At 71.4% G+C, this 12092-nt stretch carries 11 protein-coding genes; 8 read left to right on the top strand and 3 right to left on the bottom strand.

Annotated elements, in window-relative coordinates; genetic code table 11:
• Positions 1–105: 105 nt before the first annotated feature.
• Genes ACFVTX_RS06930 through ACFVTX_RS06915 form a run of 4 tightly spaced genes read left to right on the top strand, consistent with a single transcriptional unit; the run spans position 106 to position 4286 of the window.
• Positions 106–1329 carry an ABC transporter ATP-binding protein gene (locus tag ACFVTX_RS06930; protein ID WP_386898853.1) on the top strand — a complete coding sequence of 408 codons (1224 nt, stop codon included), beginning with the start codon at positions 106–108 and terminating at the stop codon, positions 1327–1329.
• Positions 1326–2510, top strand: coding sequence for an extracellular solute-binding protein (locus ACFVTX_RS06925; protein WP_386898852.1), 1185 nt, complete (start codon positions 1326–1328; stop codon positions 2508–2510). Before ACFVTX_RS06930 ends, ACFVTX_RS06925 begins: the two co-directional genes overlap by 4 nt.
• Positions 2503–3438 (top strand): ABC transporter permease, encoded by a 936-nt coding sequence (locus ACFVTX_RS06920; protein ID WP_386898851.1) that lies wholly within the window; start codon positions 2503–2505, stop codon positions 3436–3438. Before ACFVTX_RS06925 ends, ACFVTX_RS06920 begins: the two co-directional genes overlap by 8 nt.
• Positions 3435–4286: an ABC transporter permease gene (locus tag ACFVTX_RS06915; protein WP_386898850.1), complete on the top strand. Its 852-nt coding sequence runs from the start codon at positions 3435–3437 to the stop codon at positions 4284–4286. The genes ACFVTX_RS06920 and ACFVTX_RS06915 overlap by 4 nt, the downstream gene beginning before the upstream one ends.
• Before the next feature lie 71 nt (positions 4287–4357).
• Here the strand turns inward: ACFVTX_RS06915 and ACFVTX_RS06910 are convergent, their stop codons facing one another.
• The gene (locus ACFVTX_RS06910) at positions 4358–5374 is read right to left on the bottom strand and encodes a helix-turn-helix transcriptional regulator (RefSeq protein ID WP_386898849.1); all 1017 of its coding nucleotides are present in this window, start codon (positions 5372–5374) and stop codon (positions 4358–4360) included.
• 103 nt (positions 5375–5477) lie between these two features.
• Here ACFVTX_RS06910 and ACFVTX_RS06905 point away from each other — a divergent pair, with 103 nt between their 5' ends.
• A complete protein-coding gene (locus tag ACFVTX_RS06905) occupies positions 5478–5915 on the top strand; it encodes a VOC family protein (RefSeq protein ID WP_386898848.1) in 438 nt (145 codons plus the stop codon).
• Positions 5916–5937: 22 nt separating this feature from the next.
• On the opposite strand, the gene ACFVTX_RS06900 is transcribed toward ACFVTX_RS06905, so the two are convergent.
• Positions 5938–6810 carry an NAD-dependent epimerase/dehydratase family protein gene (locus tag ACFVTX_RS06900; RefSeq protein WP_386898847.1) on the bottom strand — a complete coding sequence of 291 codons (873 nt, stop codon included), beginning with the start codon at positions 6808–6810 and terminating at the stop codon, positions 5938–5940.
• An 81-nt stretch (positions 6811–6891) separates the two neighbouring features.
• Between ACFVTX_RS06900 and ACFVTX_RS06895 the strand changes: the two genes are divergently transcribed.
• The 3 genes from ACFVTX_RS06895 (at position 6892) to ACFVTX_RS06885 (ending at position 9579) form a co-directional block, all read left to right on the top strand.
• Positions 6892–7311 (top strand): winged helix-turn-helix transcriptional regulator, encoded by a 420-nt coding sequence (locus tag ACFVTX_RS06895; RefSeq protein ID WP_386898846.1) that lies wholly within the window; start codon positions 6892–6894, stop codon positions 7309–7311.
• Positions 7312–7410: 99 nt separating this feature from the next.
• Positions 7411–7980, top strand: coding sequence for a cysteine hydrolase family protein (locus ACFVTX_RS06890; RefSeq protein WP_386898845.1), 570 nt, complete (start codon positions 7411–7413; stop codon positions 7978–7980).
• A 138-nt stretch (positions 7981–8118) separates the two neighbouring features.
• Positions 8119–9579, top strand: a complete 1461-nt coding sequence (locus ACFVTX_RS06885; RefSeq protein ID WP_386898844.1) for a helix-turn-helix domain-containing protein — start codon at positions 8119–8121, stop codon at positions 9577–9579.
• A gap of 37 nt (positions 9580–9616) precedes the next feature.
• Here ACFVTX_RS06885 and ACFVTX_RS06880 read toward each other — a convergent pair whose 3' ends face one another.
• On the bottom strand, positions 9617–11956 hold the full coding sequence (locus tag ACFVTX_RS06880) for an arylsulfatase (RefSeq protein ID WP_386898843.1): 2340 nt from the start codon (positions 11954–11956) through the stop codon (positions 9617–9619).
• Between the last annotated feature and the right edge of the window lie 136 nt (positions 11957–12092).

Raw genomic sequence — 12092 nt, 5'->3', positions numbered from 1 at the left:
CCCGATGGTTCGTCTCATTTGCCGGGCTCGCGTTGCGCCTCGCCCGAGCCCGCGGATTGAATGGCCTCTGCGCGATGGCGCGCGAGGAACAGAGAGGCGTCGTCAGTGACCCAGGCACCCACGACCGAGGCGAAGTCGGGCAAGCCGGCCGGCGCCGTGGCATCCCGCAGCGAGACGACCGGCACGGTCGTCATCGACGCCGTCACCAAGCGGTACGGAGACTCGACCGCGGTCGACGCGCTCTCGCTCACGATCGAGGCGGGCGAGTTCATCTCGCTGCTCGGCCCCTCGGGCTGCGGCAAGACGACGACGCTGCGCATGATCGCGGGCTTCGAGCAGCCCGACGGCGGCGACATCCGCATCTCGGGCGCCTCCGTGCTCGGCACCCCGCCCTATCGCCGCGATGTGAACACGGTGTTCCAGGCGTACGCGCTGTTCCCGCACATGTCGGTCGCCGAGAACGTCGCCTACGGCCTGCAGCAGAAGCGCACGCCGAAGGCGGAGATCCGCGAGCGGGTCGCCGACGCGCTCGACCTCGCGCAGATGCGCTCCTTCGCCGACCGGAAGCCCACCCAGCTCTCGGGCGGGCAGCAGCAGCGCGTCGCCCTCGCCCGCGCGCTCGTCAACCGCCCCTCGGTGCTGCTCCTCGACGAGCCGCTCGGCGCCCTCGACCGCCAGCTCCGCGAGGAGATGCAGGTCGAGCTGAAGCTCCTCCAGTCGCAGCTCGGCATCACCTTCGTGTTCGTCACGCACGACCAGGGCGAGGCGCTGTCGATGAGCGACCGCATCGCGATCATGCGCAAGGGCCGCATCGAGCAGCTCGCCGACCCCGACTCGATCTACGCCCACCCGGCGTCGGCGTACGTCGCGGGCTTCGTCGGTCAGCAGAACTTCTTCCGCGGGTCGGTGGCCGAGCACGGCCAGGCGGTCGAGGCGCCCGAGGCGGTCGTGGCCGCGTCGGCTGCGCCGGGCGGCGGCCTCCGGGCGGGCTCGGCGGGCGTCGCCGCGGTGCGCCCCGAATTCATCAGGCTCACCCGGTCGGATGCCACGGCGACCGCCGACCGCCGGGTCAACGCCGCGCAGGGCACCCTCCTCGGGGTCTCGCACCTCGGCGAGACGATGCAGTACCTCGTGCAGCTGGCGGGCGAGCGCACCCTCATCGCCCGCCGCCCAACCCCCGAGGCGCCCGCGGTCGCGATCGGCGACCGGGTCGACTGCGTCTGGGAGGCCGGGCACGTGCTGCTCTACCCCGACGACGCCGAGGCCGGCGTGATCTCGCTCGACGACCCGGTGCCGACCGCGGCGTTCTCCGCGGAGGCCGTGAAGTGACCTCGCCCGACGGCGGCCTGCGCATCCTCGCGCACGCCTCGGCCGCCCGCACCATCGGCCGGGAGATCTCCCGCCGACGATTCCTGGGCTTCGCGGCCGCCGCGAGCTCGGTCGGGCTCCTCGCCGCGTGCGCGCCGAGCGCGCAGGCGGGCACCGCACCGGCGACGGGCGGCGCGCTCGAACCGAAGCTGTCGATCTTCACGTGGGGCGACTACGACGCCCCCGAGGTGCTCGAGGGCTTCACCGATGCGCTCGGCCCGAAGATCACGCTCTCCTCGTTCAGCTCGAACGAGGAGATGGTGGCGAAGCTCGTCGGCGCGCGCGGCACCTCGGGGTACGACCTCGTCGTGCCGACCGGGTCGTTCGTGCAGCCGATGGCCGACCACGGGCTGCTCGAGAAGCTCAACCACGACCTCATCCCGAACCTGAAGCACATGGACCCCGAGTTCCTTGGCCGCACCTTCGACCCCGAGAACGTCTACTCGATCTGCAAGGCGTGGGGCACGACCGGCTTCGTCTACGACACCGAGGTCATCACGCGCGAGCTGAAGGACTGGAACGACTTCATCGACGCCGCGCAGAACGAGGCGAGCGGCAAGACGAGCATGCTCGACGACCCCGCCGAACTCACGGGCCTCTACTTCTGGGCGAACGGCATCGACTGGAACACGACCGATCCCGACGAGCTCGACGCCGCCGAGGCGTTCCTCGTGAACGAGCTCGCGCCGCACATCTCGGCGTTCGACTCGAACCCCGGTTCGGGGGCGATCCCGCAGGGCACGCACGCGCTCCTCCAGTCGTTCAACGGCGACGCCCGCCTCGGGATCCTCGAGACGACGAACCGCCCCGAGCGATGGAAGTGGGTGCTCGGCGCCCCCAGCACCGAACTGTGGATGGACAACTGGGCGATCCCGAAGGGCGCACCCTCCCCCGAGGCGGCGCACGCGTTCATCAACTGGGTGCTCGAACCCGAGAACGCCCTCGCCGAGGTCGACTACATCGGGTACCACACGGGCGTGGCCGACATCCAGAGCGCCGCCGAGGAGGCGGGACTCGAGATGCTGGACCTCATCTTCTTCGACGCGGAGCAACTCGCGACGATGCACGAGGGTGCGCTCACCGAGGCGCAGGAGCGCATCGTCCAGATCGCGACGAAGGTGAAGGCGGCCGCCGGTGCGTAAATACTCGGGGATCCTGCTCGCCCTGCCCGCGTGGCTGTGGCTCGTCTGCTTCTTCATCGTGCCGGTCGGCATGGTCGTGGTGTTCAGCTTCGGCGACAAGCCCGACATCTTCTCGACGCACTCGCTCGAGCACCTCTCCTTCGACCGCTACGGCGAGGTGTTCACGCCGGCGTTCTTCACGACGTTCCTCAACACGCTGTGGATCGGCCTCGCGGGCACCGCGATCTGCCTCGTCGTCGGCATGCCGGTCGCCTACTGGATGGCGGTGAAGGTGCGGCCCGAGCGCCGTGGCATCCTCGTCGCGCTCGTCATGGTGCCGTTCTGGACGAACTTCCTGGTGCGCACCATCGGCTGGCAGATCCTCCTCGCCCCCGAGGGCTGGCTGTCGACGCTCGTGCAGGGCCTGGGCCTCCCGGCGCTCGAGATCCTGAACACGCGGCAGGCGGTGCTGCTCGGCGTCGTCTACAACTACCTGCCGCTCATGATCCTGCCGCTGTTCGTCGCGTTCGACCGGGTGAGCGGACCGCTGCGCGAGGCCTCGGCCGACCTCGGCGCACCGAAGTGGACGACGTTCTTCCGCATCACGCTGCCGCTCGCGCAGCCCGGCATCATCGCGGGGGTGCTGCTCGTGTACATCCCGCTGATGGGCGACTACATCACCGCGACCGTGCTCGGCGGTGCGAAGGGCAACATGGTCGGCCAGTTGGTGGCCGGCCAGTTCCAGACGGCGCTCAACTGGTCGCTGGGGTCGGCGATGGCGGTCGTGCTCATCGGCGTGATCCTCGTGTCGATCGCGATCGGTGCGGCCGTCGTGTGGCTCGTGACGCTGCCGGCGCGCAAGAAGTTCCGGCTCGTGCTCGGGCCGGTCGAGTCGTCTGGTGCTCGCGCCGTCGCGGCGCGCACCGCAGCGGAAGGAGCGGGCGCATGAGCCGGCGGTCGAACGTCACCCTCTCCGACCGGGCGTTCTCGGTGTGGGGCGTGCTCGTGCTCGTCTTCCTCTTCCTGCCGATCGCGGTCGTGATCGTCTCCTCGTTCAACGTGGGCCGACTGCTCGTCAGCTGGGACCACTTCGGCTTCGAGTCGTTCCTCGCCCTCTTCACGAAGGCCGCCGTGCGCGACGCCGTGTGGGTGTCGGTGTCGACCGGTTTCGTCGCCGCGCTCGTCGCCACCCTGCTGGGTGCGCTCGCGGGTCTCGCGATGGCGCGGCATCCCGGCAAGTGGCAGCTCTGGCTGCTCGGGCTCCTGCTGCTCGTCTCGGTCACCCCCGAGATCGTCGACGCCGTCGCGCTGCTGCCGTGGATGGTCGTGCTCGGCCAGGACGCCGGCCTGCTGCTCTTCAACGACGGCATCGTGCGCCTCGTGATCGGCCACTCGCTGTTCTCGGTCGCGGTGGTCGCCTACCTCGTGCGAGCCCGCCTCGTCGGGCTCGACGCGAAGCTCGAGGAGGCCTCGGCCGACCTCTACGCGACGCCCGTGACGACGCTGCGCCGGGTCACGCTGCCGCTCGCCATGCCCGCGGTGCTCGCCGGGTTCCTGCTGTCGTTCACGCTGAGCCTCGACAACACCGTCATCGCCGCGTTCGTCTCGGTGTCGGGGTCGACGCCGTGGCCGGTGTACGTGCTGAGCGCGCTTCGCAGCGGCCTCCGCCCCGAGATCGCGGCGGTGTCGACGATCATGCTCGTGCTCACGCTCGTCGCGCTCGCGCTCGTCGCACTCGTCCTGAAGCGGGCGGGCGATTCGGCGGCCGACATCGCGCGCACCATGTCGGGCGGTTGAGCGACCGGATGCCACGGGGTCGACGTCGTCGACCGTGAAGCCCGTTCTGCGAAGCCGCAGCGGACCTCGGGTCAGCCGTACCGCGCGCTGAGCAGCACGCCGACCGCAGCGAGGCGCTCCCGCAGCGCGAACGGTTCGACCACCTCCGCCTCGGCGGCCCAGGCGGCGAGCCGACGCTCGAGCACCGCTTCGCTCGGCGCGGTGACCCGAAGGCGCACCCGGCCCTCCTCGTCGTGGCCGAGTTCGGTCGTGCCCGGAACCCAGCCTCTGAATTCCTCGGCCGCGGCCGAGTCGACCAGCACCACTGCCTCGCTGCGGCGGCGCATCGCGTTCGCGGCCTCCCGCAGCGCCGCCCATTCGGCGTCGAGGTCGAACGCGGCGGGCCGCTCGAACCGTTCGTCGAGCACCGCGACCTCCCCCATCCGGTCGATCCGGTAGCTGCGACGCATCGCTCGGGCGTCGGCCGCACCGGCGAGGTCGCCCCCGACAGTGTCGCCCCCGACGGCGTCGACTCCGACGGCGTCGACTCCGACGGCGTCCGCCACAAGGTACCAGACGCCGCGCGTGTCGATGAGCCCGAGCGGCCGCACGGTGCGCTCGGCGGGTTCGCCGTCCCACGGGGTGTAGTCGAACCGCGCGAGCCGCCGTTCGAGGACCGCCCGCTGCAGCTGCACCACCATGCGGGGCGGCCGCGACGCGGGGGCGTCCCACCCGCCCGAGTCGACGACGATCGCCTCGGCGGCCGCCTCGGCCTCTGCGCGGAAGGTCTCGGGCAGCGCCCGCAGGATCTTTCGCAGCGCGGAGCGCGCGGAATCGCTCTCGCCGGCGCGCGGCCCGAGCAGGAGGAAGAGCGCGCGGGCCTCCTCGGCGCTGAAGCCGCTGAGGTCGGTGCGACCCTCGCCGAGGAGCCGCCAGCCGCCGCCGCGGCCCGGCTGCGGGTAGACCGGGATGCCTGCGGCCGAGAGCGCCTCGAGGTCGCGGCGGGCCGTGGCCACCGAAATCTCGAGCTCCTCGGCGAGCTGTCGGGCGGTCACGAGGCCCCGCGCCTGCATGACGAGGAGCGTGGCGACGAGACGGTCTGCGCGCATGTTCCGATTCTCCTCGCAAAAGTAGTCAGAAGGTGAGCACTTCTGCGTTCGATCATGGAATCACCAGGCGACGACGGGTCGCCGGACCACGAGGGAGAACCCCATGCTGCGAGGCATCGCCACCGTCAACTGCTACGTCGAGGACCCCGCGGCGGCCGCCGCCTGGTACACCGAGGTGCTCGGCATCGAGCCGTACTTCAGCCGGCCCGGCCCCGACGGGCGCCCCGCGTACGTCGAGTTCCGGATCGGCGACCACCAGCAGGAGCTCGGCTTCATCGACCGACGATTCGCGCCGGTCGAGCTCGGCGCCGGCGCGGGCGGCGCGCTCGTGCACTGGCACGTCGACGAGCTCGAGACCGCCGTCGCGCGACTCGTCGAGCTCGGCGCCACGCCGCTGCTGCCGATCACCGAGCACGGGCCCGGTTTCGTGACCGCGTCGGTCGTCGACCCGTTCGGCAACGTGCTCGGGGTGATGACGAACGTGCACTACCTCGACATGCTCTCCGGGCCGGCGCACGACGAACTCGTGCAGGAGGCGTGACGCCGGCCCCGTCGCCCGCCGATCAGGCGGCGGAGGCCTCCCGCCCCACGACCTCGTCGATGACGCTCCCGTGCACGGGCAGCCAGCCGAGCGCCCGCACCTTCGCACCGTCGGCCTGCTGGTCGAGGAGCAGTGCACCGGCGAACTCCGCGCCGAGGCGCGAGCGCGAGGCATCCGCCCCCTCGGCGACGACGCCGTTCGCGCCGCCCTGCGCGACGACGGCCTCGGCGACCGCGCGCACCGTCGTGGGCGTGCCGTCGCTGCCGATGAGGCGACCGAGGGCGCCGTCGTGCTCGAGTGCGATCCGGTAGAGGCGGGCGAGGTCGCCGACGTGCACCCAGGTCCAGTGCTGCTCGCCGTCGCCGATGAGCAGGATCCGCCCGTCGGCGTCGCGCGGCGCCTCGGTGACGAGCTGCACGAGCCCGCGCTCGTCGCCGTAGACGACACCGGGGGCGATGACCGTGGCCGAGACGGATGCCTCGAGCAGCCGCTCCTCGATCGGCACCCGCCAGGCGACGAGGGCGGGCGCATCGGGCCGGGCGTCGTCGTCGAGCGCGTCGCCGGCGCCGTACGCCCAGATGCCCCCGGTGTGCACGTACCGGCGGTCGGTGCCGCCGAAGGCCTCGATCACGGCGTCGACGATCGCGGTGTCGAAGGCCGCGGCGTCCGACGCCGGTGCTGCCGCGTGCACCGCGCCGTCGACGCCCGCGAGGAGCGGCGCGAGCCACGCGGCATCCGTCGCCTCGCCGATCGCGGCCGTCGCACCGCGCGCCTCGACCGCGTCGGCGGCGCGCTCGCTGCGCACCACCGCGACGACCTCGTGCCCCGCTTCGACGAGTTCGTCGAGCACAGCCGATCCGATGTATCCGGTTCCCCCGGTCAGTAGAATCCTCATGCCTGCGACGCTACGGAGCCGACGCCGGTTACTTCAACGGAACTTCCCTCCAGGGAACCACGAGCCGTCATCGGGGGTCGGATGCCGCAACACCACGTCACCTCCGCGACCGCGGCGCCGACCTCGATCCCGATCCCGGCCGACGACGAGGAGCGCGACGTGCTCTCGCCGAACTGCCCGAGCCGCGTGATCCTCAGCCGCATCGGCGAGCGCTGGACGATGTTCGTCATCCTCGCCCTCTCGCGCGCAGGCACACTGCGCTTCACGGAGCTGCGCGCCCGGGTCGGGGAGGTCACCCCGAAGGTGCTGACCGAGACGCTGCGCGCGCTCGAGGCCGACGGGCTCGTCGAACGGCGCGCCTACGCCGACTCGCCGCCGCGCGTGGAGTACTCGCTCACGCCGCTCGGCACCTCGCTCCTCGAACCGATCGCCATGATGCGCGAATGGGCCGAGCGGCACGTGCCCGAGGTGCTCGCCTCCCGCGAGCGCGCGGCCGGCTGAACCGCCCGACGACGCCATTCTCCGCATCCCTCCTGCCAATCCGGCGAGCGCGGGCACCCGCGATGCTCGACGGCCTCGCATCCTCGCTACATTGGGCGGGTGACCCGGGCGCTCCTCATCATCGACATCCAGCAGGACTACTTCGCGGGCGGGCGGCACCCGCTCGTCGGCCCCGAGGAGGCGGCCGCGCAGGCGTCGAGGCTCCTGTCGGCGTGGCGCGAGCGCGGCGAGCCGGTCGTGCACGTGCAGCACATCTGGGACGCCCCCGACGCGGCGTTCTTCCGGCCCGGCACGCCGGGCGTCGAGATCCACCCCTCGGTCGCGCCGCTGCCGGGCGAGGTGCTCGTCACCAAGGAGAACCCGAACTCGTTCCTCGAGACCGGGCTCGACGGGCGGCTGCGGGCGCTCGCGGCCGGGACGGACGAACCGGTCGAGCTCGTCGAGCTCGTCGTCGTCGGCATGATGTCGAGCATGTGCGTCGATGCGACGGTGCGCGCGGCGTCCGACCTCGGCTACACGGTGACGGTCGCCCACGACGCATGCGCGGCCCCCGACCTCGAGTTCGGCGGCGCACTCGTGCCGGGCGCGCAGGTGCACGCGGCGTTCATGGCGGCGCTCGACGGCAGCTACGCGGCCGTCGTGAGCACCGAGGAGCTCCTCGCCGGCTGAGCGGCGTCGAACTTCGCGAGTTCTTCGCGCTCGTGGCATCCATTTCGGGCGAATTTCGACGGAGGAAGTGAGCCTCGCCGAGAATTTCTGTGAATCTTCCGTTTGCGTGAAGCTGCACCGCGTGTGACCATCGATGGCATGATCACCGTCGATGCCACCGCCGAAGCCGCCGAGCAGCTCGACGCGCTCACGCTCGGCCGGCGCATCCGCGAGCGCCGCACCGCCCGCGGCATGACCCTCGGCCAGCTCGCACACGCGATCGACCGCGCGCCGAGCCAGGTGAGCGCGATCGAGAACGGCAAGCGCGAGCCCCGCCTGTCGATGCTGCGCACGATCGCCCTCGCACTCGGCACGACCGTCGACGAGCTGCTGCGCACCGACGCCCCGAACGAGCGGGTCGCCCTCGAGATCGCCGTCGAACGCGCCCAGCGCGGGCCGGTGTTCGCCGCCCTCGGCCTCGACCCGTTCCGCGTCGCGAAGACGATGAACGACCAGACCCTGCAGACGATCCTCGCCCTGCACAACGAGATCGACCGCCTGCACCGCGAACGCGCGGCGACCCCCGAGGAGGCGCGGCGCGCGAACGGCGAACTCCGCGCCGAGATGCGCTCGCGCGACAACTTCTACCCCGAGCTCGAGCAGAAGGCCGCCGAACTCCTCGAGGCCGTCGGTCACACGGGCGGGCCGGTCTCGCACCAGCTCGTCGCCGACATGGCCTCGCACCTCGGCTACTCGCTGCACTACGTCGGCGACCTGCCGCACTCGACCCGCTCGGTGACCGACAAGCACCACGGCCGCATCTACCTGCCGACGCAGATGTCGCCCTCGCGCGACTCCCGCTCCCCCATCCTGCAGGCGCTCGCGAGCCACCTGCTCGGCCACGAGGAGCCGGCCGACTACGCCGAGTTCCTGCGGCAGCGCATCGAGACGAACTACCTGACCGCCGCGATCCTCCTGCCCGAGCAGGCCGCGGTGCGGTTCCTCTCCGAGGCGAAGAACCTTCGCCGCATCTCCATGGAGGATCTCCGCGACGCCTTCGCGGTCTCGTACGAGACCGCCGCGCACCGCTTCACGAACCTCGCGACCGCGCGCCTCGACATCCCGGTGCACTTCACGAAGGTGCACGAGTCGGGCACGATCATCAAGGCGTACGAGAACGACCGCGTGAAGTTCCCCTCCGACGCGCTCGGCGCCGTCGAGGGCACCACGATGTGCCGCAACTGGACGGCGCGCACCGTGTTCGACGTCGAAGACCGCTACAGCCCGTGGTACCAGTACACCGACACCCCGTCGGGCACCTTCTGGTGCACCTCGCGCATCGAGAAGGCGAAGGAGGGCGAGTACTCGGTCTCGGTGGGCGTGCCCTTCGAGCACGTGAAGTGGTTCCGCGGCCGCGAGACACCCCACCGTGCGGTGTCGCGCTGCCCCGACCCCGCCTGCTGCCAGGCCCCGGCGGGCCTCGCCGAGAAGTGGGCGGATGCCTCGTGGCCGGCCGCGCGCACGCCGACCTCGCTGCTGGCGGCGCTGCCCACGGGCACCTTCCCGGGCGTCGACCAGACCGAGGTCTACCAGTTCCTGGAGGCGCACGCGCCGCGATGACGCCGCGCGTGCGCGACGCCCCGCTGCGCGCGACCCGTCACGTGTACGCCACGTGCGCCCGGTCGATCTCGCCGTCGAAGGCGAACGGCATCCGCTCGGCGTAGTCGCGCGACACCGCCCCGCCGTAGGCTCGGCCGAGGTCGAGGCAGTCGTTCGCCGAGAAGAGCAGCGGCGCGCTGATCGGCACGGTGCCGGCGCCGACCTCGGTGCCGTCGACGCGGAGCGACACGGCGAGCGGGCCGCCCGGTCGCGGTTCGACGTAGGAGGTCTCGATCTCGATCGTCGCCCGACCCGCCGGGATCGGCTCGGCCGAACGGATCTTCGTACGCTGCACGAGGAACAGGTTGTACTCGTAGTGCAGCACGCCGTCCACGAAGTAGGCGGTGAGACCGCCGCCCGCACCGCCGAGCTTGTAGAGCACGCCGTTCGCCCGCTCGGGCAGCGTCGTCTCGAGGGTGATGACGTTCGGCTTGTTGCCGAGCGCGGGCGCGCAGAACTCGGGGATCCTCACCGTGTCGCCCGAGAACTCCCACTCGGTGTAGGCGGGGCCGAGCCGGTACTCGGGGTGGTAGACGGGCACCCAGAGGCCACCGCCGATCGGCAGCACCTCGTTGCGCGCCGCCTCCATCGCGAACAGCTCCTTGAGCTGGGCGAGCTTCTCAGGATGCTCGGCGGCGAGGTCGTGCGCCTGGCTCCAGTCCTCGTCGAGGTGGTAGAGCTCCCAGCGGTCGGCGTCGGGGGTCCACGTGGCGATGCCGGGAGGGGCGCCCGGCACCCAGGGCAGGCGCGGGCCGGTCGCCGAGGCGATCCAGCCGTCCTCGTAGATCGAGCGGCTCGCCATGATCTCGAAGTACTGCACCCGGTGACGGCCCGAGGCGGCGGGGTCGTCGATCGAGTAGGCGAAGCTCGTCCCGTCGATCGGATCCTGGGGGATGCCGTTGACGGTCTCAGGGTGCGAGATCCCGAGGATCTCGTAGATCGTCGGCACGACGTCGATCACATGGTGGAACTGCGTGCGCGGCTCGGGATCGGGCGCGATGCGCCCTGGCCACTGCACGAACATCGGGTTGCGGGTGCCGCCGAGGTGGGAGGCCATGAGCTTCATGCCCTGGTACGGGGTCGAACCCGCCCACGCCCACGCCGCGTGGTACTGGTTGTCGGTCGCGGGGGTGCCGAGCGCGTCCAGCCCGCCGAGCTCCTCGAGGGCCGCGAGGTGCTGGTCGATGGTGGTCGGGATCATGTTCTGCGCAAGCAGTTCGCTGATCGTGCCGTTCTGCCCCTCGCCCGACGACCCGTTGTCGCCCCAGATGTAGATGATGATCGTGTCGTCGAGGTAGCCGAGCCGATCGATCTCGTCGATGAGCCGACCGGCCTGCACGTCGGCGTGCTCGCCGAAGCCGGCGCACACCTCCATGAGGCGCGCCTGGAACGGCTTCTGATGCTCGGGGATGTCGTCCCACGCCTGCAGCGAATCGGGCCGCGGGGTGAGCACGGCCTCGTCGGGGATCCATCCGGAGGCCTTCGCCCCGGCGAAGGCGTGCTCGCGATAGGCGTCCCAGCCGTCGTCGAAGCGGCCGGCGTACTTGTCGGCCCACTCCTTCATGATGTGGTGCGGCCCGTGGATGGCGCCGGTCGCCCAGTACATGTAGAACGGCTTGTCGGGCGCATTCGCCTTGTGCTCGCGCAGCCAGCGCATGGCGTCGTCGGCGAGGTCCTCGCTGAGGTGGTACCCCTCCTCGGGCGACTTCGGCGGCAGCACGGTGGTGGTGTTGCGCACGAGGTTCGGTTCGTACTGGGATGCCTCGCCCGCGAGGAACCCGTAGAAGTACTCGAATCCGTAGCCGGTCGGCCAACGGTCGTACGGGCCCGCCGCCGTCGTCTCCTCGGCGGGGGTGTTGTGCCATTTGCCCCAGGCGCCGGTGGAGTAGCCGTAGTTGCGCAGCACCTCGGCCATCGTCGCGCTCGACTTCGGGATGTGCCCCGAGTAGCCGTCCCAGTCGTTCGCGAGCTCGGCGATCTGCCCGTTGCCGACGCGGTGGTGGTTGCGGCCGGTGAGGAGCGACGCGCGGGTCGGCGAGCACATCGCGGTCGTGTGGAAGCGGTTGTAGCCGATGCCGCCGCGGCGGATCCGGTCGAGGGTCGGCGTCTCGACGACCCCGCCGAGCGGTTTCGGCAGCGCGGGGCCGGCGTCGTCGATGAGGACGACGAGCACGTTGGGCGCCTGTTCGCCGAGGTGCCGTTCGGGCGGCTTCGGCGAGTAGCTCGACTCGGCGAGCGTCCGGCCCGCGAAGCTGCCCGACCGCTTCGGCGGGAACGGCAGGGTGCGGCTCGGCGGAAGCGGCGCGCCGATCACCGACTCCTCGTTCGTGTTCGACATGGCGCTCGAATCCTCCCCATCGAGATCCGCACCCCCCGCGCGGACGAGTGAGGCCCACTCTTCCGCTCCCCCTGCAACTCGTCAACGCCCCGAGCGAGGGGTGCCTGCGAGCATCACCGACCGACCGACCAGACGG

Origin of the sequence: Agromyces sp. NPDC058136, from assembly GCF_042884375.1 — a bacterium.
Taxonomy (GTDB): Bacteria; Actinomycetota; Actinomycetes; order Actinomycetales; family Microbacteriaceae; genus Agromyces.
The sequence above is the reverse complement of the archived record's forward strand: the minus strand, read 5'-3'. Positions and strand labels throughout refer to the sequence as shown.